Annotated in this window: 18 protein-coding genes and 3 pseudogenes; 16 read left to right on the top strand and 5 right to left on the bottom strand. The window is 64.8% G+C overall.

Annotated features, from left to right (window positions below):
• The first annotated feature begins 186 nt into the window (after positions 1-186).
• From ACVWW1_RS38200 to ACVWW1_RS38185, 4 genes are all read left to right on the top strand, one after another.
• Positions 187-1,554, top strand: a complete 1,368-nt coding sequence (locus ACVWW1_RS38200; protein ID WP_456659440.1) for an MFS transporter — start codon at positions 187-189, stop codon at positions 1,552-1,554.
• On the top strand, positions 1,551-2,576 hold the full coding sequence (locus ACVWW1_RS38195; protein ID WP_456659439.1) for an amidohydrolase family protein: 1,026 nt from the start codon (positions 1,551-1,553) through the stop codon (positions 2,574-2,576). Before ACVWW1_RS38200 ends, ACVWW1_RS38195 begins: the two co-directional genes overlap by 4 nt.
• Positions 2,577-2,609: 33 nt before the next feature.
• Positions 2,610-3,284 carry an RraA family protein gene (locus tag ACVWW1_RS38190; RefSeq protein ID WP_456659438.1) on the top strand — a complete coding sequence of 225 codons (675 nt, stop codon included), beginning with the start codon at positions 2,610-2,612 and terminating at the stop codon, positions 3,282-3,284.
• Between the two features lie 325 nt (positions 3,285-3,609).
• The gene (locus ACVWW1_RS38185) at positions 3,610-6,084 is read left to right on the top strand and encodes a TonB-dependent receptor (protein WP_456659437.1); all 2,475 of its coding nucleotides are present in this window, start codon (positions 3,610-3,612) and stop codon (positions 6,082-6,084) included.
• Positions 6,085-6,275: 191 nt separating this feature from the next.
• Here ACVWW1_RS38185 and ACVWW1_RS38180 read toward each other — a convergent pair whose 3' ends face one another.
• Both ACVWW1_RS38180 and ACVWW1_RS38175 read right to left on the bottom strand, forming a co-directional pair.
• On the bottom strand, positions 6,276-7,049 hold the full coding sequence (locus tag ACVWW1_RS38180) for an SDR family NAD(P)-dependent oxidoreductase (RefSeq protein ID WP_456659436.1): 774 nt from the start codon (positions 7,047-7,049) through the stop codon (positions 6,276-6,278).
• Positions 7,050-7,180: 131 nt separating this feature from the next.
• Positions 7,181-8,023 (bottom strand): hypothetical protein, encoded by an 843-nt coding sequence (locus tag ACVWW1_RS38175; RefSeq protein ID WP_456659435.1) that lies wholly within the window; start codon positions 8,021-8,023, stop codon positions 7,181-7,183.
• A gap of 141 nt (positions 8,024-8,164) precedes the next feature.
• Here ACVWW1_RS38175 and tuf point away from each other — a divergent pair, with 141 nt between their 5' ends.
• A complete protein-coding gene (tuf, locus tag ACVWW1_RS38170; RefSeq protein ID WP_456659434.1) occupies positions 8,165-9,370 on the top strand; it encodes an elongation factor Tu in 1,206 nt (401 codons plus the stop codon).
• 197 nt (positions 9,371-9,567) lie between these two features.
• The gene (locus ACVWW1_RS38165) at positions 9,568-9,939 is read left to right on the top strand and encodes a DUF2946 family protein (RefSeq protein ID WP_456659433.1); all 372 of its coding nucleotides are present in this window, start codon (positions 9,568-9,570) and stop codon (positions 9,937-9,939) included.
• 200 nt (positions 9,940-10,139) lie between these two features.
• Here ACVWW1_RS38165 and ACVWW1_RS38160 read toward each other — a convergent pair whose 3' ends face one another.
• Positions 10,140-10,415 (bottom strand): hypothetical protein, encoded by a 276-nt coding sequence (locus ACVWW1_RS38160; RefSeq protein WP_456659432.1) that lies wholly within the window; start codon positions 10,413-10,415, stop codon positions 10,140-10,142.
• A gap of 91 nt (positions 10,416-10,506) precedes the next feature.
• On the bottom strand, positions 10,507-10,770 hold the full coding sequence (locus ACVWW1_RS38155) for a hypothetical protein (protein WP_456659431.1): 264 nt from the start codon (positions 10,768-10,770) through the stop codon (positions 10,507-10,509).
• Between the two features lie 157 nt (positions 10,771-10,927).
• Here ACVWW1_RS38155 and ACVWW1_RS38150 point away from each other — a divergent pair, with 157 nt between their 5' ends.
• Positions 10,928-12,361: a TonB-dependent receptor domain-containing protein gene (locus ACVWW1_RS38150; RefSeq protein WP_456659430.1), complete on the top strand. Its 1,434-nt coding sequence runs from the start codon at positions 10,928-10,930 to the stop codon at positions 12,359-12,361.
• Between the two features lie 281 nt (positions 12,362-12,642).
• Positions 12,643-12,792, top strand: a complete 150-nt coding sequence (locus tag ACVWW1_RS38145) for a hypothetical protein (protein ID WP_456659429.1) — start codon at positions 12,643-12,645, stop codon at positions 12,790-12,792.
• Between the two features lie 37 nt (positions 12,793-12,829).
• Here the strand turns inward: ACVWW1_RS38145 and ACVWW1_RS38140 are convergent.
• Positions 12,830-13,739 (bottom strand): annotated as a pseudogene (locus tag ACVWW1_RS38140) (LysR family transcriptional regulator).
• A gap of 136 nt (positions 13,740-13,875) precedes the next feature.
• On the opposite strand from ACVWW1_RS38140, the gene ACVWW1_RS38135 reads away from it, so the two are divergent.
• The 8 genes and pseudogenes from ACVWW1_RS38135 to ACVWW1_RS38100 all read left to right on the top strand — a co-directional run bounded on the left by ACVWW1_RS38135 (position 13,876) and on the right by ACVWW1_RS38100 (position 21,644).
• A complete protein-coding gene (locus ACVWW1_RS38135; protein ID WP_456659428.1) occupies positions 13,876-14,649 on the top strand; it encodes an SDR family oxidoreductase in 774 nt (257 codons plus the stop codon).
• Positions 14,650-14,787: 138 nt separating this feature from the next.
• Positions 14,788-15,288, top strand: a pseudogene (locus ACVWW1_RS38130) (AraC-like ligand-binding domain-containing protein); the annotation flags it as partial.
• A gap of 127 nt (positions 15,289-15,415) precedes the next feature.
• Positions 15,416-15,724: a helix-turn-helix domain-containing protein gene (locus ACVWW1_RS38125; protein WP_456659427.1), complete on the top strand. Its 309-nt coding sequence runs from the start codon at positions 15,416-15,418 to the stop codon at positions 15,722-15,724.
• 112 nt (positions 15,725-15,836) lie between these two features.
• Positions 15,837-17,081, top strand: a complete 1,245-nt coding sequence (locus ACVWW1_RS38120; RefSeq protein WP_456659426.1) for an acyl-CoA dehydrogenase family protein — start codon at positions 15,837-15,839, stop codon at positions 17,079-17,081.
• A gap of 44 nt (positions 17,082-17,125) precedes the next feature.
• The gene (locus tag ACVWW1_RS38115) at positions 17,126-17,848 is read left to right on the top strand and encodes an SDR family NAD(P)-dependent oxidoreductase (RefSeq protein WP_456659425.1); all 723 of its coding nucleotides are present in this window, start codon (positions 17,126-17,128) and stop codon (positions 17,846-17,848) included.
• A 455-nt stretch (positions 17,849-18,303) separates the two neighbouring features.
• Positions 18,304-19,555: pseudogene (locus tag ACVWW1_RS38110) on the top strand (ABC transporter substrate-binding protein).
• Positions 19,556-19,693: 138 nt separating this feature from the next.
• Positions 19,694-20,512 (top strand): helix-turn-helix transcriptional regulator, encoded by an 819-nt coding sequence (locus ACVWW1_RS38105; protein WP_456659424.1) that lies wholly within the window; start codon positions 19,694-19,696, stop codon positions 20,510-20,512.
• A 121-nt stretch (positions 20,513-20,633) separates the two neighbouring features.
• Complete coding sequence (locus ACVWW1_RS38100; RefSeq protein ID WP_097673275.1) at positions 20,634-21,644, top strand: branched-chain amino acid ABC transporter permease; 1,011 nt, start codon at positions 20,634-20,636, stop codon at positions 21,642-21,644.
• Position 21,645 lies beyond the last annotated feature (1 nt).

Raw genomic sequence — 21,645 nt, 5'->3', positions numbered from 1 at the left:
CCTATAAGTGACGGGTCAAAGCGGTATTTGACCTCCCAGGTCCGTTTCCCGATCTTGGCGCCAAAACGCGGATGCTCCAAGGGGCAACACGCGCAGCCGGTCAGCCATGCGAAATCGCCGCGAATAACAGGCGCTCCGCCCGGTTCGGATCACAGGCGCGATAACAAAAAGCAAGGGAGGATTCCAATGGGCCAAGCGTCCGTCAGCGAGCTCGAACAGCAAACCATCCGCCGGGTCTATTGGCGGCTGATCCCGATCCTCTTCGTCATGATGTTCTTCAACTATCTCGACCGCATCAATCTCGGCTATGCCGGGCTGACGATGAACAAGGACCTCGGCCTCAGCCCCGCGATCTTCGGCTTTGCGGCCAGCATCTTCTTCCTCGGCTACATGGTGCTCGAGGTGCCGAGCAATCTGATGCTGCACTGGCTCGGCGCCCGGATCTGGCTCGCGCGTATCCTGATCACCTGGGGCCTCGTCGCCACGCTCACCGCCTTTGTCTGGAATCCGCTGAGCCTCTATGTCATGCGGTTCGGCCTCGGCGTCGCGGAAGCCGGCTTCATGCCCGGCGTGGTGCTTTATCTGACCTATTGGTTCCCCGCGCGCTATCGCGCCCGCGCGGTCGCCGGATACATCATCGCCGGCTCGTTCTCAGCGGTGCTTGGCGGGCCGATCTCGACCAGCATCATGACCTTTCTCGACGGCGCGTCCGGCCTGCATGGCTGGCAATGGATGTTCATCGCCGAGGGCGTACCGACCATTCTGCTCGGCCTCTTCACGCTCTATTATCTGACCGACCGCCCCGCCAAGGCGAGCTGGCTCACCAAAGAGCAGGCCGCCTGGCTGGAAGGCGAGCTCACCGCCGAGCGGGCCGAGATCGAACAACAGGGGCAGCACAGGTTGATCGAATGCGTGCTCGATATCAGGGTCTGGCTGCTGGCGGCGCTGTTCGGCTGCGCGCTGGTCGGCATCTATGGCCTGCTGCTGTGGCTGCCGCAGATCATCAAGGGCATGGGCAATCTCAGCAACATCGAGGTCGGCTTCCTGTCGGCGATCCCGCCGCTGCTCGGTGTCGTCGGCACCATCGTGGTCAGCCGCAGCTCGGACAAGACGGGCGATCGCAAGTTTCATCTTGCGGCCGTCTATCTGCTCGCCGCCGTCGCCATGCTCGGCAGCGCCTATGTCGCGAGCCCGGTGCTGGCCTTCGTGTTCCTGTGCATCGTCGGCTTCAGTCTGAACGCCGGCAATCCGCTGTTCTGGAGCATCAACGCCTCGCTGCTGACCGGCGCGGCCGGCGCCGCCGCGATCGCCATGGTCAACACGCTGGCGCAGTTCGGCGGCCTGATCGGCCCTTGGTGCATCGGCCTGATCAAGGACTCCACCGGAAGCTTCTCCTGGGCGCTGGTCGGCATCGCCGGCTTCCTGTTCGTCGCATCCGCCATCGCCCGCCACCATGCGCGTCAAACCGCGCGAGACGGAATTGACGGGCGCGATCCCGTCATCCGTCGCACACTGACAACCCTGCCAAGGGGAACAACAAGGACGCAACCATGATCATCGATTGTCACGGTCACTACACCACCGAGCCGGCCAAGCTGCAGATCTTCCGCGACAAGCAGCTCGCCGGCCTCGCCGACAGATCGCGCCGGCCGCTCACCACCAATCTCGGCATCACCGATGACGAGATTCGCTCCAGCGTCGAGGGCGCGCAGCTCCGCCTGCAGAAGGAGCGCGGCACCGACGTCACCATCTTCTCGCCGCGCGCCGCCGGCATGGCGCACCATGTCGGCAAGGAAGCGACCAGCCGTGAATGGACCACGATCTGCAACGACCTCGTGCACCGGGTCTGCACGCTGTTTCCGCAGAATTTCGTTCCCGTGTGCCAGCTGCCGCAGAGCCCGGGCGTCAAGCCCGCCAACTGCATCGAAGAACTGGAGCGCTGCGTGACGCAGCTCGGCTTCGTCGGCTGCAACCTCAATCCCGATCCCGCCGGCGGCTATTGGTGCGATCCGCCGTTGACCGACGAATGGTGGTATCCCCTCTATGAGAAGATGGTCGAGCTCGACGTGCCGGCGATGGTTCACGTCTCTTCGTCCTGCAATCCCTGCTTCCACGGCACCGGCGCGCACTACCTCAACGGCGACACCACCGCCTTTATGCAGTTCCTGACCTCGGACCTGTTCAAGCGCTTCCCGACCCTGCGGTTCATCATCCCGCACGGCGGCGGCGCGGTGCCCTATCACTGGGGCCGCTACCGCGGCCTCGCGCAGGACATGAAGCTGCCGCCGCTGTCGGAGCATCTGTTGCAGAACGTGTTCTTCGACACCTGCGTCTATCACCTCCCCGGCATCGAGCTGTTGACCAGGGTGATCCCGGTCGAGAACATCCTGTTCGCTTCGGAGATGGTCGGCGCGGTCCGCGGCATCGATCCCGAGACCGGCCATCACTTCGACGACACCCGCCGCTACATCGATGCGCTGCCCATGAGCGCGGAAGACAAGGCCAAGATCTTCGAAGGCAACGCCCGCCGCGTCTATCCGCGCCTCGACGCCCATCTCGACCGCCGCGCCCATTGAGCGACCGCGCCGACAACACACCGGAGAACACCGATGGCCATAGGATTTGCAATTCACAAGGCGAAGCGGAAAGTGTCGCCTGACCTCGTCGCGCGCTACCGCACGCTTCCGGTCGCCAATATCAGCGACGTGATGTCGCGGATCGCGGGTACCAACCGGCTGCGGCCGATGCATGCGGGCGGCTGGCTCGGCGGCCCGGCGCTGACCGTGAAGACCCGGCCCGGCGACAACCTGATGGTGCACAAGGCGATCGACCTGGCCCAGCCGGGCGACGTCATCGTGGTCGACGCTGGCGGCGTCCTGGTCAACGCCATCATCGGCGAGATCATGTCGACGCTGGCCGAGAAGAAGGGCGTCGCGGGCTTCGTGATCGACGGCTCGATCCGCGATGCCGGCGCGATCCGCGCCGGATCGTTCCCGGTGTTCGCCGCCGGCGTCGCCCATCGCGGCCCCTACAAGGACGGCCCGGGCGAGATCAATTGCGCCATCTCGATCGACGGCATGATCGTCGAGCCCGGCGATCTCATCGTGGCCGACGACGACGGCGTGCTCTGCGTGCCCTATGACGACGCCGAGGCCGTCTGCAAGCTGACCGAGGCCAAGAAGGCGACCGAGGAAAAGGCCATCCAGCAGATCCTCGCCGGCACCAGCGACCGCCGGTGGGTCGATGAGGCGCTGCAGCGCCTCGGCTGCGAGTTCAAGGACTAACCTGCCGCCGCTGCCCAGGAGGCGGGATGCCTGCCTCTTGGGCATAAGTCTCCGCAAAACCGGCAAGAATCGCCACCGCGCAGCCGGTTGGCGGGCCCGTCGACCGGCATCGGGAATTTTTCCCGATTGCAGATCGAAAAGAATCCCGAACCTACGGGACACATCTTGTTTGCCAAAGCATCAGCGCTCCCGCAGTCTCAAAGCCAAGGTTCGTCGAGGATAAAAGCCGAACCGGGACAACAGGGTGGGCGTTATGGCTGGTGCGTTGTTGCGTACGGCAACACGATTTTTGTCTGGTTCGCTCACTACGCGCGGCGCTGCGGCCATGCTCACCGCCATCGGAGCCGCAGCGCCGCTGACAATGGTGCAGGCCCAGACCCCCGCCCCGACCGAACTGCCGCCGGTCACCGTGATTGCCCCCTCGCCGCTTTCAGGCACGCGCAGCATCAAGCCTGCCGCCCGGCCGGTGGCGCGGACCTCACGAACCGCCCGCACACGGGCCGCGCCGGCCCAAACCGCGGCGGCGCCCGAGGGCGGCACCGGGGTCCCTGGCCCTTCCGACCGAGACTCGAGCCTGCTCGACCGCGACAAGATCCCGTCCAACACCGAGGTGCTGACCTCGGCGGATTTCAGCCGCAACTATTCGACGAACTTTCTGGACTCGGTGAACCGCAAGCTGCCCGGCGTCACGCTGACCGATCAGACCGGCAATCCGTTCCAGCGCAATCTCGACTATCGCGGCTTCGTCGCCTCGCCGGTCCAGGGGACACCGCAGGGCATCGCGGTCTATCAGAACGGCGTCCGCATCAACGAATCCTGGGGCGACGTGGTCAACTGGGATTTCATCCCGGAAAAGGCCATCGACCGGGTGTCACTGGTTCCCAATAATCCCGTGTTCGGCCTGAACGCGATCGGTGGCGCGCTCAGCATCCAGATGAAGAACGGCTTCACCTATCAGGGCGTCGAGGGTGAAGTGTTCGGCGGCTCATACGGGCGCGTGCAGGGCAGCGTGCAGGCCGGCGGCCAGAAGGACAACATCTCGGCCTATGCCGCGTTCGAATCCGCCTATGACCGCGGCTGGCGCGACTACGCCAATTCCTCGCACGTCAACCGCATGTATGTCGACATCGGCGCACGCAACGACGACACCGAATTCCACGTCAATTTCACCGGCGCCAGCAATCTGCTCGGCAACGTCGCCGCAACGCCGGTCGAGATGCTCAACCAGCGCTGGTCGAGCGTCTACACCTGGCCGCAATTGACGATGCTGCAGCTCGCCTTCGTCAACGCCACGCTGAGCCATAATTTCTCGGACACCTGGTCGTTCCAGGGCAACGCCTATTTCCGCGGCTTCCGGCAGACCCATGTCGACGGCAACGGCACCGACGTTGCGCCGTGCGACGATCCCACGAGTTTGTGCATCGGCGACGGCCTTCCGATCTTCGGTCCGGCGGGAGGTCCGTCGGTTCCGAACACCTTGGGCAACGCTTTCCTTGGCGAAGTCGACCGTAACAGCGCCGCTACCAACAGCTACGGCGGCACAGCCCAGTTAACCAACTCGGACAGGCTGTTCGGGCACGACAACCACGTCGTGATGGGCGTCAGCGTCGATCACGGCAACACGAAATTCACGGCGACCAGCGAACTCGGAACGATCGATCCAAACAACCTGTTCGTGACGGGCACCGGGGTCTTCATCAACCAGCCCGACGCCGGCCTCAGCCCGGTCGATCTGCGCGCCACCAACACCTACACCGGCGTCTACCTCACCGATACGTTCGACGTGACGAGCAAATTCTCGGTGACGGCGGGCGGACGTTTCAATCTCGCCCAGATAGACCTGCAGGACCAGACCGGCACCAATCCGCTGCTGAACAGCAGCAACCGCTTCCAGCGCTTCAACCCGGTGATCGGCGGCACCTTCAAGATCACGTCGAACCTCACCGCCTATGCCGGCTACTCGGAAGCCAACCGCGCACCGACGCCGCTGGAGCTCGGCTGCTCCGACCCCAATCATCCCTGCATGATCGACAGCTTCCTGGTGGCCGACCCGCCGCTCAAGCAGGTGGTGGCGCACACCGTCGAGGCCGGCCTGCGCGGCAGCTGGGGCCGCGACGCCAGGACCGGCGTGCTGAGCTGGGGCCTGGGCGTGTTCCACACCCTGTCCGACGACGACATCATCCAGGTGACAAGCCCGCTCGGCGTCAACAATTTCGGCTTCTTCCAGAATGCCGGACAGACCCTGCGGCAGGGTATCGAGGCCAAGCTCGACTATCGCTTCGATCGCTGGAACGCCTACGCCAACTACACCTATGTCGACGCGACCTATCGAAGCGCGATCACGCTGTCCTCGCCGAACAATCCGAATGCCCTGACCAACGACGCCGGCGCGCAATTTGTCAACGTCACGCCGGGTGACCACATCCCGGGCATTCCCGCGCACCGCTTCAAGGCTGGCGTCGACTACAACGTGACAGATGCGTGGAAGGTCGGCGCCGACCTCAACGTGGTGGGCAGCCAGTGGATCATCCATGACGACACCAACCAGAGCCCGAAGGTGCCGGCCTACTCGGTCGTCAATTTGCACACGTCATACCAGGTCACGAAGAACATCGAGGTGTTCGGCCTGATCAACAATGTGTTCAACCAGCACTACTACCTGCACGGCGCGTTCTATCAAACGGGCGGCTTTACCAGCGCCGGCGGTATGCCCAACCTGATGGCGCAGCTGAGCGATCCGCGCACCTTCGTGCCCGGCATGCCGCTCGCCGCCTATGCCGGCATCAGGGCGAAGTTTTAGGGGAGTTTCCTGCGGCCCCGCGATGCTTTCGACGCCGTCATTGCGAGGAGCGAAGCGACGAAGCAATCCATCTTTGCTCGCGGCGTGATGGATTGCTTCGCGGAGCCCGTCATCCGGCGGCGCTATGCGCCGACCGGGTGGCTCGCAATGACGTGGATAGAGCAACCCACAAGCCTGACTGATGCCGCGCGCTACGCCACCGTCCCGCCGTCGACCGGCATCGCGATGCCGGTGACGAACGAGGCCTTGTCCGACAGCAGGAACACCGCGACCTCGGCGATCTCCTCCGGGCGTGCGGCGCGGCCCATTGGATTGCGGGTCACCGCGGCCTTGATCAATTCCTCGGGGTCGGCTTCGTTGTGGCCGGGCTGGTCGGGCCGGTTGACGAACACCCGCAGCATCGGCGTGTCGATCGCGCCGGGACAGATCGCATTGACGCGCACGCCGTCCTTGGCGTGGCGCTTGGCGAGCGCCCGCGCGAGGCCGATCACGCCGGCCTTGGCCGCCGAATAGGTCGGGCTCCATGGCGAACCGACCAGGCCCGAGGTCGATGCGGTGAACAGGATGCTGCCCTTGCGCCGCGCCGTCATCTGCCCGAGCGCCGCATTGGTGGTGATCAGCTGCGAGCGCAAATTGAGATCGATGCTGAGGTCCCAGCCTTCCAGATCGTCGATCACAGACGGACCGGGAATGCCGAGATGATTCCAGACGCAATCGAGCGCGCCGAACTCCTTCACGGTTGCAGCGACGATGTCGCGCGCAAAGCTATCGTCGCGCAGATCGCCGGTCAGCGCCAGCGCGCGTCCGCCGCCCTTTTTGATCTCGTCGACCACCGCCTTCGCGCCACTCTCGTTCTGGTCGACGACCGCGACCGCCGCGCCCTCGCGCGCGAGAATGAGCGCGCCGGCGCGGCCGGCGCCCGACGCCGCGGCGGTGACGAGTGCGATCTTGCCTTGCATGTCCATGGTTCGATCCTGACTGTGCTCGCGAGCTCGAGCCTTCTTGGTTCTGGTTCAAGCTCTGGTTGGATCAGGACCGCAACGCCGAAGTCTTGCGCTGAAACGCTACCTTCATGTCGTCGATCTGTTCGAACGCGCTAGCGGCCGCCGAACAGAACCGGCGACTGGCCGGGCAGCAGCTGCGAATGGATGTCGCTGTCCATGCGCTCCGCCCCTTGCTGGGTAAAACCAGCCCCGAACGACAGGGTGACATTCGAGGTCGGGCGGAACTCCAGTCCCGCACGCGCCGTATACCCGGCGTTGACGCCGGGATTGCCGCTGAACGGCGCCAGCGGCCCGCCGGCGCCGGGCGGATTGTATTTCAACGAGTCGAAGCCGGCGAAGAACGTCACGGGCGTATCACCGACACCCTTGAAATTGTAGCCGACCTGCGCGCCCTGATATTCAAGCGAGCCGAACGCCGCCGATTGACCGAGCGTGTTCCAGCCGGAGCGGCCGCCTTCGCCGCCGATAAACCAGCCATCCGGACGGCCGTTCAGATACGAGAAGTCGCCGCCTTGCGGGGCGGTGGCGTCAAAGCCCGGAAAGTTGCCGTAAGTGTCCGCCTTCTGGCCGTCGGCCAGGCCGCCGCCGAAGCCGAACAGCGAGCCCGGCGTCCAATACCGCACAGGTCCAGCCTGCGCATTGGCCTGCTGGGCGCCGAAACAGAGCACTGCGGCGATGATGGCGAGACCGGATTTGCTTGCGAAGATCGACATTCGGGAGACCGTCACTTGTGCCCGCAAACTATACCCGTCTGAGGTCGACAATGCCAGCACGGCGCTTCGCTGCAACGACGGCGGCCTCTTGCCAATCGCGCGGCCACCCCTTATGTACTCGCCTCCTTTTGTAGAAAGAGCGACCCAGGTTTCCAACATGCGGCAGTCACAGCGAACATCGATGCTGATGACGGGAGGGCTAATGCCCTCGTCCGCCGCCATTCTGCTTTGGACCTGACCTCACGTCACACCTGACATTGGAAGGCAGCCCGGAGCGGAAGCGGCTCCTGGCGCCGAACGGGCTCTCGCGGTGCCACGAGTCGTGCAAACCCAGCACGGGAGCTCGAACACCACAGGTGTCCCATGGCCAAAGAGAAGTTCATCCGCCTCAAGCCCAACTGCAATGTTGGCACGATCGGCCACGTGGATCATGGCAAGACGACGCTGACGGCAGCGATGACGAAGGTTTCAGCCGATCACGGCTGGGGCGCGTTCGTCTCCTACCAGGACGTTGCCAAGGCGTCGGCCGCGCAAGGTACGCGTGACGATACGAAGATCCTGACCATTGCGACGAGCCACGTCGAGTTCTCGACGGCGGCGCGCCACTACTCGCACGTCGACTGCCCGGGCCACGCCGATTATGTGAAGAACATGATCACCGGCGCGGCGCAGATGGACGGCGCGATCCTGGTCGTCTCCGCCGTCGACGGACCGATGCCGCAGACGCGCGAGCACATTCTGCTCGCGCGCCAGATCGGCGTGCCGCGCATCGTGGTGTTCCTGAACAAGTGCGACGTCGCTGACGATCCGGAACTGGTCGATCTCGTCGAGATCGAGGTGCGCGATCTGTTGTCGAAGTACCAGTATGACGGCGACAACGCGCCGGTCGTGCGCGGTGCGGCGATGCAGGCGCTGCGCGGCGAGCACGGTCCGCTGGCGGATCAGGCGATCCTCGAACTGTTCGAGGCGCTCGACCGCTTTATCGAGCTGCCCGAGCGGCCGAAGGATCGCCCGTTCCTGATGCCGATCGAGGGCGTGCAGTCGATCGCGGGGCGCGGCACCGTGGTGACCGGGCTCGTCGAGCGCGGCACGATCAGGATCGGCGACGAGGTCGAGATCGTCGGCCTCGGCGAGACCCGCAAGTCGGTCGTGACCAGCATCGAGAGCTACCGGAAGATCCTCGACCAGGGGCAGGCCGGCGACAACGTCGGCTGCCTGCTGCGCGGGGTCGACAAGGCTCTCGTGCAGCGCGGTCAGGTGCTGTCGCATCCGGGTGGTGCGTCACCGCACCGGACCTTCCGCGCGGAAGTGTACGTGCTGACAAAGGACGAAGGCGGCCGGCACACGCCGTTCTTCGCCAACTATCGTCCGCAGTTCTACTTCCGGACCGCCGACGTCACCGGCACCGTCCAGCTCGCAGATGGCGCCGAGATGGTGATGCCGGGCGACAGCGCCGAGTTCACGATCGAGCTCAACAAGCCGATCGCGCTCGAGGCGCGGTCGCGCTTTGCGATCCGTGAAGGCAACCGCACCATCGGTGCGGGTGTCGTGACCGCGATCGTGGAGTGACGGATGGGGACCTGGCGCGAGCCGGGTCCCCATTTGCCAACGTCGCGGTGTTGCAAGATCGTCCGATCGCCTGGAAATTGATCGCATCAATAAGCAATGCGGATTGACAGGCCGGCACGTTTTCGAAACTGTGCGACACCGCGTCGCAGGCGCCGTCCGTCGGACTTGTGATCTCTCGACGCGGAAATGGCGTCGTCATGAAGTGGTTTCGTTCGAACATCAGGCACGGGGCTCGGCTGGCGCTGTTGGCGCTGTCGATCCAGTTCGTGCTGTCGTTCGGCCATTTTCATGCCATTGCGCCGGCACAGGCGACAGCGTCGTTCGCGGCGCATATCGAGAACGCCTCGCGCGACGAGCCTCGTTCGAATCCTGATTCCGATCAGGCCGTAGATCTCTGCGCCATCTGCGCCGTCGTGGCGATGGTCAACTCGGCAATGTCGGCGCCGGCGCTGCCACCACTGCAGCTGCCGGATGCCGCAGCTCTGCTCGCCTGGCAGATCGACAATTATGCTGCGCCGCTCGACATCGGCCGGCTGCACTATCAGCCGCGCGCGCCTCCGATCTCCTGAACTCCCTGCACGACTGAACTTCGAACGCGGCCACCATTCGGCTGCCGTTTGATCAATGGGGAATTTCGCCGTCGCGCATCGACGGCGGGCTCGACCGTGTCCTTCGGTGAGGATCCGGATCGCAGCCTCGCGAGATCGGGAACCAACATGTCAGGACATATCAGACGACGCGCCGCTGCCGGCGCAGCATCGCTCTTGGTCTACGGGATCAACGGCGCCGCATTCGGGCAGACGACCGCGCCGACAACGACTCTTCCTGACATCACGGTGACGGCGCCGCAGCGCCACACCGCGCCGGCCGGGTCGAACAAGCCGAAGACGCGCGTTGCGACCGGAGGCGGTCGCCGCGCGCGAAGAACCGGCGCGGTATCGGCGACGCCGCAATCTCCAGAACAGACCGAGGCGCAAGCCGTCGCGGGCCAGAACACGCGGCTCGACCAGGCCCGCGCCGCACTGCTGGCGCCGACCGGCGCCAACAGCTACCAGATGAGCCGGCAAGCCCTCGAGGCATTGCCACAGGGGACCAACATCACTCTCGACAAGGCGCTGCTGCAGGCGCCCGGGGTTTCACAGGACTCCGCCGCAAGCGGCGAGCTGCACGTGCGCAACGAGCACGCCAACCTGCAATACCGTATCAACGGGATCATGCTGCCGGACGGCGTCGGCGCCTTCGGCCAGATCATCGACACCGGGATCGTCGGCAGCATGGCGCTGATCACGGGCGCACTGCCCGCGCAGTATGGCCTGCGCACTGCCGGTGTGCTGGACATCCAGACCAAGACCGACGCCTTCAACAATTCCGGCAGCGTCAGCGTCTATGGCGGCAGCCACGGCACCTTCACCACCAGCGTCGACTATGGCGGCACGATCGGAAAAACCCAGTACTACGTCTCCGGCCGCTATTTCGGCAGCGACGTCGGCATCGAAAACCCGACGCCGGCCTATAACGCCATCCACGACCGGACCGACCAGGAGAAGAGCTTCGCCTATGTCTCGACGGCCCATCGATCCGACCAGCCGGCTGACCTATATCGGCGGCGTCTCCAACGGAGGCTATCAGATCCCCAACAATCCCGGCCAGGCTCCCGCCTTCACCGCCTTCGGCGTCTCGAACTTCGATTCCGCGTTGCTGAACGAGCGGCAACACGAATTCAACCAGTTCAACGTCGTGGCCTATCAGAAGTCGGGCGACGGGTTCGACTACCAGGTCGCCTATTTCAATCGCTACAGCCAGCTGCACTTCATGCCCGATCCGGTCGGCGATCTCGTGTTCAACGGGATCGCGTCGGATGTGTATCGCCAGAGCTTCATCAACGGCATCCAGGAGGATACGTCCTACAGGCTGGGTTTCGCGCATACGCTGAAGTTCGGCGTCGCGGTCAGCGCCGAGCGCTCGCTGGTCAACAACGGCTCGACCGTGCTGCCGCTCGACGATTCCGGCAACCCGATCGATGCGCCGCTTTCGGTGTTCGATTCCAGCGCCAAGACCGGATATCTGTTCTCCACCTACATCGCCGACGAATGGAAGATCACGAACCAGCTGACACTCTATGCCGGCCTGCGCTTCGACCAGATGTGGCAATATGTCGATGCCAACCAGTTGAGCCCGCGGATCAGCCTGACATGGAAGCCCTATGACGGTACGACCTTCCATGCCGGCTACGCCCGCAACTTCACGCCGCCCGAACAGGTGCTGGCGGCACCGACCAATCTTGCGCTGGTGCAGAACACGACGGCGCAGCCGGCGACCACCGCCAATGACCCCGTGCTGCCGGAACGCTCGCATGTGTTCGACATCGGCGTCACGCAGAAGGTCTACGCGATCCCCGGCCTCGAGATCGGCATGGATGCCTACTACAAGATCGCGACCGATCTGCTCGACGACGGCCAGTTCGGCCAAGCCTACGTCCTCACGGCCTTCAACTATGCGAAAGGTACCAACGAAGGCGTCGAGCTGACGGCACGATACGACCACGACAATCTGCATCTCTACGGCAATGTCGCGATTGCAAGGCAGGTCGCGACCAACGTCGTCTCGAACCAGTATCTGTTCGATCCGGACGAACTGGCCTACATCGCCAACAATTACGTCAACACCGACCATGCCCAGACGCTGACCGCATCGGTCGGCGGCTGGTACCAGTGGCGCGACACCAAGTTCAGCGCGTCGCTGATCTACGGCTCAGGCCTGCGCGACGGCTTCGCCAACACCGGCACGGTGCCACCCTACACGCAGGTCAATCTCGGCGTCTCGCACGACTTCAACATCGTCGCGCCGAACAAGCCGACCACGCTGCGCTTCGACGTCGTCAATTTGTTCGACACCGTCTACCAGATCCGCGACGGCTCCGGCATCGGCGTGTTCGCGCCGCAATACGGCCCGCGCCGCGGCTTCTACGCCGGAATCACGCAGAAGTTCTGACGAGGCCAGGGTTCGCCAACCCCGCTGCCGGCTTCCTTCGTTCGGCAGGCGCAGCGTGCGCCTGCCGCTGCTCGATGGCTTTTGACAGAGTTTTCGACTGCCTTTCCTGGGCGCCCCTGCCCTCTTCAACAGGGTCGGATGGCTGCCTAGACGCGGAGCATTGAGAGTATTGCTCTGAGATCAATGTTTCCATTGTACCGAGCATTGTATCGCACCATATCTAGTTCACTGAACGCATTGCACCGGGTCGGCCCGGTGCAAGCCGAATGGAGACAACTGAAATGGAGATGAATTTTCTCGATACGTTCCTGGCATTCCTCGGAATGACCTTCGGACTGGTCTCGGTGATGCCCGGCCTGTTTTTCCAGCCCAAGGCCGAGGTGAAGCGCGCGAGGACGGCCTCGATCCGCGCCACCAACAGCAGGCGATGACGCGCCGCGGCCTTTAGGCCGGCATCACGCCGAAGTTCTAGCCCGCGACACGGAGCTGCTCTTTCAGCAGCGCCGCCAGCCAATCGGCAAACACCTGCAGCCGCCGCGACAGATGCTGGCGATGCGGATAGAGCAAGGTCATCGGCATCGGCGCCGCGCGGTGCTGCGGCATCAGCTCGACGAGCTCGCCGGCATCGAGATGCCGCTTCACATCGTAGGCGGGAATCTGGATCAGCCCGAGGCCGGCGAGGCAGCAGGCGATATAGGCTTCGGCGCTGTTGACGGTGACGCGGCCACGCATCGCGATGGTCCGCGAGGCGCCCTGCTCACACCATTCCCACTCCTCGATGCGGCCGGTAGATGGCGAGGCGTAGTTGACCGCCCAATGCGCGCCGAGATCATCTGGCGTCCGCGGCGTACCGTGGCGCGTGAGATATCCCACGCTCGCGACATTGATCAGCGTCAAATTGCCGAGCGGCCGCGCGATCAGGCCGGAATCGCCGAGCGGGCCGACGCGCACCACGCAATCGGCAGAGTCCGCGATCAGGTTGATGGCGCGATCGGTGACGCCGAGATCGATGTCGATCTGCGGATAGCGATCGAGGAAAGCGGGCAGCGCCGGCGCGATGATCAGGCGTCCGATCCGCCCGGGGCACGTCGACCCTGAGCCGCCCCGACGGTTCGGCGGCGGCATGGCGGAACAGGGTCTCGGCCTCCTCGACATCGGCGACGACGCGCAGGCACCGTTCGTAGAAGGCCGCGCCATCATGGGTGGGCGACACTTTTCGCGTCGTCCGATGCAACAGCCGGGCGCCGATGCGCCGCTCCAGCTGCGCGACCGCCGACGAGACCGACGAGCGCGGCAGCCCGAGCGTGTCGGCCGCCCGCGTAAAGCTCGCGCACTCGACGACGCGGGCGAAAATGCGGAAGAGATCGATGCGGTCCAAGATTGGGCCCCGATTGTTCGCCGTTCCTGACAAGTGACGTCAGAATGTACGGCTTTATCAGGAAATCCTAGACGATATCGTTTCCCTCAGAAAGCGGCCGCAGGGCGCAGCCGCGAGATCTGGAGAGGCGAACGTCATGACCGACCACAGCATCAAGGACAAGACCGTCATCATCACCGGCGGCGCGAAGAACCTCGGCGGCCTCATCGCGCGCGACCTTGCGGCCCACGGCGCGAAGGCGATCGCGATCCACTACAACAGCGCTGCGACCAAGGCCGACGCCGGCGCGACCGTCGCCGCGATCAAGGCTGCCGGCGCCAACGCGGTCGCGTTCCAGGCCAACCTCACGACCTCGGGCGCGATGGAGAAGCTGTTCACTGATGCCGTCGCGGCGATCGGCCGTCCCGACATCGCGATCAACACCGTCGGCAAGGTATTGAAGAAACCGATGGTCGAGATCTCGGAGGCCGAATACGACGCGATGAGCGCGGTCAACGCCAAGTCCCCGTTCTTCTTCCTCAAGGAGGCCGGCCGCCATCTGAACGACAACGGCAAGATCTGCACCCTGGTGACGTCGCTGCTCGGCGCCTACACGCCGTTCTATGCCGCCTATGCCGGCACCAAGGCGCCGGTCGAGCATTTCACCCGCGCGGCCTCGAAGGAATTCGGCGCACGCGGCATCTCGGTCACCGCGATCGGCCCCGGTCCGATGGACACGCCGTTCTTCTATCCGGCCGAAGGCACCGATGCGGTCGCCTATCACAAATCGGCCGCGGCGCTGTCCGGTTTCTCGAAGACCGGTCTCACCGACATCAAGGATATCGTGCCCTGGATTCGCCTGCTGGTGTCGGACGGCTGGTGGATGACCGGCCAGACAATCCTCGTCAACGGCGGCTACACCACGAAGTGAGGAGGTCACCGTTCCCTGCGTGCACGCGCCTTTCCTTGCAGGGGAAACAGACCGCCGGCGGAATTTGACCGCCGGTTTGGCCGGCGATATCGTTCGCCTTGCTGGGCCCTTCGCAGTGACGGTCTATTCGAGGCGCACATGGAATGGTCGACCAGGCCGGCCCGTCCGGATCAACCCTTCGGCAGTTGGGCAGACGACCTCGCAGCTGCCTTCGTGCGACTGGAGCCGCGCAGGATTGCCGAGGAATCCTTTGCCGGCGCGATCTGCAAGGTCGACGCCGCGCCGTTGCAGATATCGCGGGTCACGGCGAGCGGACACATCGTGCACCGGCTCGCCTCGCACATCGCAGCTGGCACCGACGACCTTTGCTTCGTCAACCTCCAGCTCGAAGGGCTGGGACGCACCTCGCAGCGCGGCCACGAGCAGATCAGCGCCCCCGGCGATCTCGCGGTCGCCGATACGACCCAGCCGTTCGAGATCGCCCACCGGCATCACTTCAAGCTGTTCTGCTTTGCCGTGCCGCGGCGCCTGTTGCCGGACACGCTGTTCGATCGCCCGCGGCTCGGTCTGTCTGCGACCGAAACCGGCCGCGCGCTCTCGCGGACGCTGGCGAGCTACGCCGAGCTCTGCCTGAGCGGCGGTCGCCTCGCAACAACCTCGGCAATGCTCGGCACGCATATCGCCGAGCTGATCGCGCACGCACCCGACATCCTCGCCGATTTGGCGGCGGAGCGCGTGCATACGCCGGTGCTGCTGTCGATGATGCTTGACCATATCGCGCGTCACAGCGACGAACCCCGAGCTCGGGGCGCCGGCGCTGGCTACGAAATTCCGCTGCTCCGAGCGCTACGTGCACCGCCTGTTTGCGAGCACCGGCCGTTCCGTGGGCGAACACGTCAACGAGCAGCGGATCGCCGCGTGTACGCGCGCCCTGCTCGATCGCACTTCAGCGCACAAGACCATTGCCGAAATCGCCTTTGCCGCGGGCTTCCGCGACATCTCGCATTTCAACCGCCTGTTCAAGCGCCACAATCGCCTCGCCCCGCGCGAGTTCCGCCGCGCCGCCGCCCACTGAAGCCCGACGAGATAGGTTCACTCCGCGCCAAGAAATCGGGCACTGCCGTCCAAGATTTCCTGACTACACCGCGATAGCCATAGTCCGAACCGCCGACACGGAGGGCATTGGCATGGCGATCGATTTCACGCTCACGGCACAGCAGCGCGAGCTGCAGCTCGCCTCCCGTAAGTTTGCCAGGGAGGTGCTGGCCGATGCCAGGGCCGCCGAAAAGCTGGCGACGCCCGAGCAGCGCTTTCTCGCGACCAAGCCGACCTACGAGGCGATGGTGGCGGCCGGCTATCTGCGCAAATGCATTCCGGCGCCGGCGGGCGGCGACAATGCCGGCATGATCGACATGGCGATCCTCGCCGAGGAATTCTACAGCGTGAACCCCAGCGTGACCCTCACGATGCTCGGCAGCGTGCTCGGCCTGCTGCCGCTGCTGCTCGGCGGCACGCCGGAGCAGTGCCAGCGGCTGCTTGCGCCGTTCCTGAGGACCAGCGGCGCCCCGCTCGCCGCCTTCTGCTCGAGCGAGCCGGGCGGCAGCGCCAACGCCGCCTCGCCGCCACCCGGCGAGGGCGTCCGCACCACCGCGCGGCGCGAGGGCGACAACTGGCTGATCAACGGCCGCAAGAAATGGGTGTCCTCGGCCACCGGCTGGAATCGCGAGGGCGCCGATCTCCTGACCGTCGTGTGCCGGACCGATCCGGCAGCGGCACCCGATGCGGCGATCTCGATCATTGCCGTGCAAGGACCGGTGACCGGCCTTGTGTTCGAACGCGCGATCGACAGCATCGGTCATCGCGCGCACCTCGTCCCACAGTTTGGCTTTCAGAATGTCGCGGCGCCCCACCACAATCTGCTTGGAAAGCAAGGTGCCGGCCTGGCGCTGACCGCGGCGGCGTTCACCGGCACCGCGGCCCTGGTCGGAATCTTCGGCGTCGCGCTGATGCGCTCGGCCTTCGCGTTCGCGCTGGATTTTGCCCGCAGCGAAAAGCGCGGCGGCGTCCATCCGATCATCGAGCATCAGGCGGTCGGATACGCGCTCGCCGATGCCAAGACCACGATCGAGGCGGCGCGCACGCTCAGCTGGCGCGCCTGCCATGCCCTCGACACTCAGTCGCCGGCGGCCGAGGAGCTGGCGGTGCAGGCCAAGATCTTCGGCTCCGAGGCCGCCGTGCGGGTCATCACCGATCTGATGCGGGTGGTCGGGATCGACAGCTACGATCATGAGGCGCCATTCGGCAGCCTGCTGCAGGACGCGCTCGCGCTGCCGATCTTCGACGGCGGCAATCTCGGCATCCGGCGGCGGCAACTGCACACGATGTTCAAGAGCCGCGACTACAGCCCGCTGGCTGCAAGCGGCGCGGCGTAGCGTGACGCGTCAAACCAAGGGCCAGGCTTTAGAGGAGTGCGATCATGAGCACAGAACGGAAAGTGGCAATCGTCACCGGCGCATCGCAGGGGATCGGCGCCGGCATCGTTCAGGCCTTCAGGGATCGCAACTGCCGGGTGGTCGCGACGTCACGCTCGATCAAGCCGGCCACCGACGCGGATATCGTCACGGTGGCGGGCGATGTCGGCGCAGCCGATACGGCCGAGGACGTGTTCAAGGCGGCGCTGGAGCGCTTCGGACGCGTCGACACGCTGGTCAACAACGCCGGCATCTTCATGGCGAAACCTTTCACGGCCTACACGCAGGATGACTACGCCAGCTACATCTCAACCAACGTGACCGGGGGCTTTTTCAACATGACCCGGCGCGCGCTGGAGCTGATGAGCAAGCAGGGCCACGGCCACGTCGTCACCATCACGACGAGTCTCGTCGACCAGCCGATGAGCAGCGTTCCCGCCGCCCTCGCCTCGCTGACCAAGGGCGCCCTGAACGCCGCAACCCGCGCGCTCGCGATCGAATATGCAAGGACCGGAATCCGCGTCAACGCAGTGTCGCCCGGAATCATCAAGACCCCGATGCACCCGGCGGAGGCGCATCAAGCGCTGGCCGCGCTCCACCCGGTCGGCCGAATGGGAGAGATCTCCGACATCGTCGACGCCGTGCTCTACCTCGATGGCGCAGGATTTGTGACCGGAGAGGTGCTCCACGTCGACGGCGGACAGGCCGCCGGCCACCATATGCCGTAGCAGGCGATGTGGTCCTACCTCCCGTGCTTTGTTGAACGGGACCCATGGGTGCGATCGACACCGAGCTTTCCCTGCGCCCTCTGAACAGCGGACGAAACGAAAAGTAAAAGCTCGGACAAATCATGTCGCGAGAACGCAAACGCATATCCCGTCATCCTGAGGCGAGAGCGCAGCGAGCCTCGAAGGATGCACGGCCCGGCCAGTGGCCGTCGATCCTTCGAGACGCGCTACGCGCTCCTCAGGATGACGGAACTACTACGCCGAACCTCCGCTACATTGCGCCGCGAACCGCGCTGCGGCGCAACAATCAAAATGAGACTACCCGTTAAGCACCCCCGCAGCGACGACATCCGCGCCGCGCCTGGCTTCGGCTAGCTTCGTCAGCAACAACCGGACGCCCATCAGCCTTCGTGAGGCCAGGTGGACGCCGGTGACAACACAGAGGGAGGAGAGCGATGTTGAAAGGCAGTTTGGGACTGATTGCGTTGAGCAGCCTGTTGCTTTCGGGCACGGCATTCGCCCAAGAGAAGATCAAGGTCGGCGTCACCGCGACGCTCGAGGGCACCTACACGGTGCTCGGCGAAGATGGCATGCGCGGCCCACCAGACCGCGCTCAACGTGCTCGGCAAGAAGATCGGCGACAAGGAGCTCGAATTCGTCGTCGCCTCGACCGACGCGACGCCGGACTCCGCGGTGCGCGCGGTGCGCAAGCTGATCGAGCAGGACAAGGTGCAGATCCTGCTGTCGCCGCTGTCCGGCGACGAAGGCATCGCGGTGAAGAATTTTGCCAAGACCCATCCGGAGCTGACCTTCGTCAACGCCGCCTCCGGCGCGCAAGAGACGACCTACGTCGATCCGGCGCCGAACTTCTTCCGCTACAACATGGACGGCGCGCAGTGGCAGGTCGGCCTCGGCAAATACGCCTATGAAACCAAGGGCTATCGCAAGATCGCGACAGTCGGCGAGGACTACTCCTTCATCTACACCCAGGTGTTCGGCCTGGTGCTCGAGTTCTGCGGCGCCGGCGGCCAGGTCACCAACCGGCAATGGGTGCCGCTCGGCACCAAGGACTTCGCCTCGGTGATCGCAGCACTTCCCGACGATGTCGATGCGATCTATCTCGGCCTCGGCGGCGCCGACGCCGTCAACTTCCTCAACCAGTATCAGCAGGCCGGCGGCAAGGCGCATCTGATGGGCGGCTCGATCATGATCGACCAGACCATCCTGTCGTCGAAGGGCAGCGCCAAGAACGCGCTGATCGGCACCATCGCCGCGAGCGGCCAGGCCGATACCTGGGAGGATCCGGGCTGGCAGAAATTCGTGAAGGCCTATCAGGACTCGTTCCCGGAGAGCAAACGCTTCCCGAGCCCGTCGCTGCTCGCCACCAACTATTACGGCTCGACCATGGCGCTGATCCTGGCGCTGCGGCAGGTCAATGGCGATCTCTCCAACAACCAGGCCAAGCTGAAGGACGCGCTGGCCAAGATCGAGATCGACGCACCGAACGGCAAGATCAAGCTCGACGCCAACCGCCAGGCGATCGGCACCAATTTCGTCACCGAGGTGGTCGATGACGGCAAGGGCGCGCTGTTCAGCAAGGTCGTGAAGGTGATCCCGAACGTCAACCAGACGCTGGGCTACGATCCGGCAGTTTTCGCCAAGATCGGCCTGCCGAGCCGCACGGTCCCGGAGTGCAAGAAGTACTGACGTATTTGTTGCAGGTGCGAGCAAGCCAGCCGTGACGAAGGCGCGCGGTTGCATCAATAGCCCTGCTCGCCCTTGCTTTCCGCGGGCGGATGATGAACGCTTGTCGAAAAGACAAGAACATCCCGCGGGAGGGGAGGCATGAGCAGGGCGCTTGCCGTCTTCCACGGCCGGTTCGGTCGCGCGACGGTCTATCAGTTGAACCGTCCCTTCAACGTGCATGCGCACCGCGAAGGGCACCTGATCTTTCATGTCGGCGGAACGCCGGCGCAGATCGATGTCTCGGAGCAGCGCCTGCTGCTCAAGGACGACACCGTGGTTGCGGTCAACCCTTGGGAACCGCACAATTTTCTGCCGACCGACATGGACCACGGCGCGATCTTCTTCGTGCTCTATGTCAATGCCGAATGGTTCGCGCCACAGCCCGCGAGCGCGCAGGGCCTGCGGTTCGGCCGCACCTTCTTTCCGCGCACCGAGACGCTCGACCGGCTGATCCGCCGCACCGCAGCACTGGTGTGCGGCGCGCCGTCACTGCGCAGCCTCGATTGCGAGCTCAGGCAGCTGATCGATTCCTGCCACGAGGAGAGCTGGCAGGCGGCGCAGGACGCGCGCGCCGCTGCTGCCGTGACTGATTTCCGCGTCCGCAAATCGATCAAGCTGATGTCGGAAAGCCCCGGCGCCGAAATCGAGCTCGATGCGATCGCGCGCGAAGCGGGCCTGTCGCGGCCGCATTTCTACCGGCTGTTCCGCACCCAGACCGGCGTCACCCCTCACCTCTACATGAACACGCTGATCATGGAGCAGGCGCTGGATGCGCTGGTGGCGACCGAGGCGCCGATCGCCGATATCGGCTTCGATCTCGGCTTCTCCTCGCAGAGCGGTTTCACCCGCTTCTTCGCCGCCAATGTCGGCATGGCCCCGACCGACTATCGCCGCGCCGCCAAGGTGTTGCGGCCGTAACGGAGGTTCCATCTGAAACGATAAAAGATACTCTCGATCAAATCCGAAGCTTTCGCCCTCGGTAGGATAAAGGACACGCGGCCCGGCAGACGGTCGCCACGTCAGAGGGAACGCGACGGAGATGGCCAGGTTCATCGAACGCCATCCGGCCTGGGCGCTGATCGTGATCATCGCGGTCGCGGTGCTGCTGTGGCTGGTGTTCGCGATCTGGCCGCCGGGGCTGGAGGCCGCGATCGGCCGCAAGCGCGTATTCCTCAACGCGGTGCTGAACGGCATCACGCTCGGCGGGCTGTATTTCCTGGTGGCGAGCGGCTTCACGCTGATCTTCGGCCTGATGCGTAACGTCAACCTCGCGCACGGCTCGCTCTACCTGTTCGGCGGCTATATCGGCTACGCCATCAGCACCTGGACCGGATCGTGGATCCTCTCCTTCATAGTCGCCTTCATCGCGGCGGCGCTGGTTGGCGTGATCCTGCAGCTCGCCGTGTTCCGCCGCATGGAGGGTCAGGACCTCAGGCAGACCATGGTCACGATCGGGCTCTCGATCGTGTTCGCGGATCTGATGCTCTGGGTGTTCGGCGGCGACTTCTACCAGGTCCAGACCCCGAGCTGGCTGATCGGCCCAGTGCAGCTGCCGCTACTCACCGCGATCAAATCATCGGGCGAGCCGGTCTATCTGCAGTATCCGCTGGTGCGGCTCGTGATCTTCGCAGCCTCCGTCGTCATCGGCATCGCGATGTGGCTGGCGCTCAACCGCACCCGGATCGGCATGATCGTGCGCGCCGGGGTCGACGACCGCGACATCCTGGCCGCGACCGGGGTGCGGATCCAGCTGGTGTTCGTGCTGGTGTTCGCACTCGGCGCGGGCCTTGCCGGCATCGCCGGCGTGGTCGGCGGCACCTTCCAGTCGCTGTCGCCGGGCGAGGACACGCGCTTCCTCCTCGCCTCGCTGGTGGTCGTGATCGTCGGCGGCATGGGCTCGATCCCGGGGGCTGCGCTCGGCGCCGTCATCATCGGGCTCGCCGAGCAGCTCGGCTCGGTCTACATCCCGACCTACGCCATCGTCGTGACCTTCCTGATCATGGTCGTGGTGCTGGCGCTGCGGCCGCAGGGCCTGCTCGCGAGGCGATGAA

This window comes from Bradyrhizobium sp. JR3.5 (assembly GCF_054057015.1).
This window is presented reverse-complemented; position numbering and strand designations above follow the sequence as displayed.

What these genes read in the sequence shown, in the direction of transcription:
- ACVWW1_RS38200 (WP_456659440.1), top strand. Translation starts at nt 187, where the DNA reads ATGGGCCAAGCGTCCGTCAGCGAGCTCGAACAGCAAACCATCCGCCGG.
- ACVWW1_RS38120 (WP_456659426.1), top strand. Translation starts at nt 15,837, where the DNA reads ATGGCGATCGATTTCACGCTCACGGCACAGCAGCGCGAGCTGCAGCTC.
- ACVWW1_RS38150 (WP_456659430.1), top strand. Translation starts at nt 10,928, where the DNA reads ATGTCTCGACGGCCCATCGATCCGACCAGCCGGCTGACCTATATCGGC.
- ACVWW1_RS38100 (WP_097673275.1), top strand. Translation starts at nt 20,634, where the DNA reads ATGGCCAGGTTCATCGAACGCCATCCGGCCTGGGCGCTGATCGTGATC.
- ACVWW1_RS38145 (WP_456659429.1), top strand. Translation starts at nt 12,643, where the DNA reads ATGGAGATGAATTTTCTCGATACGTTCCTGGCATTCCTCGGAATGACC.
- ACVWW1_RS38115 (WP_456659425.1), top strand. Translation starts at nt 17,126, where the DNA reads ATGAGCACAGAACGGAAAGTGGCAATCGTCACCGGCGCATCGCAGGGG.
- ACVWW1_RS38135 (WP_456659428.1), top strand. Translation starts at nt 13,876, where the DNA reads ATGACCGACCACAGCATCAAGGACAAGACCGTCATCATCACCGGCGGC.
- ACVWW1_RS38195 (WP_456659439.1), top strand. Translation starts at nt 1,551, where the DNA reads ATGATCATCGATTGTCACGGTCACTACACCACCGAGCCGGCCAAGCTG.
- ACVWW1_RS38180 (WP_456659436.1), bottom strand. Translation starts at nt 7,049, where the DNA reads ATGGACATGCAAGGCAAGATCGCACTCGTCACCGCCGCGGCGTCGGGC.
- ACVWW1_RS38190 (WP_456659438.1), top strand. Translation starts at nt 2,610, where the DNA reads ATGGCCATAGGATTTGCAATTCACAAGGCGAAGCGGAAAGTGTCGCCT.
- tuf (WP_456659434.1), top strand. Translation starts at nt 8,165, where the DNA reads ATGGCCAAAGAGAAGTTCATCCGCCTCAAGCCCAACTGCAATGTTGGC.
- ACVWW1_RS38175 (WP_456659435.1), bottom strand. Translation starts at nt 8,023, where the DNA reads ATGGCGGCGGACGAGGGCATTAGCCCTCCCGTCATCAGCATCGATGTT.
- ACVWW1_RS38105 (WP_456659424.1), top strand. Translation starts at nt 19,694, where the DNA reads ATGAGCAGGGCGCTTGCCGTCTTCCACGGCCGGTTCGGTCGCGCGACG.
- ACVWW1_RS38185 (WP_456659437.1), top strand. Translation starts at nt 3,610, where the DNA reads ATGCTCACCGCCATCGGAGCCGCAGCGCCGCTGACAATGGTGCAGGCC.
- ACVWW1_RS38165 (WP_456659433.1), top strand. Translation starts at nt 9,568, where the DNA reads ATGAAGTGGTTTCGTTCGAACATCAGGCACGGGGCTCGGCTGGCGCTG.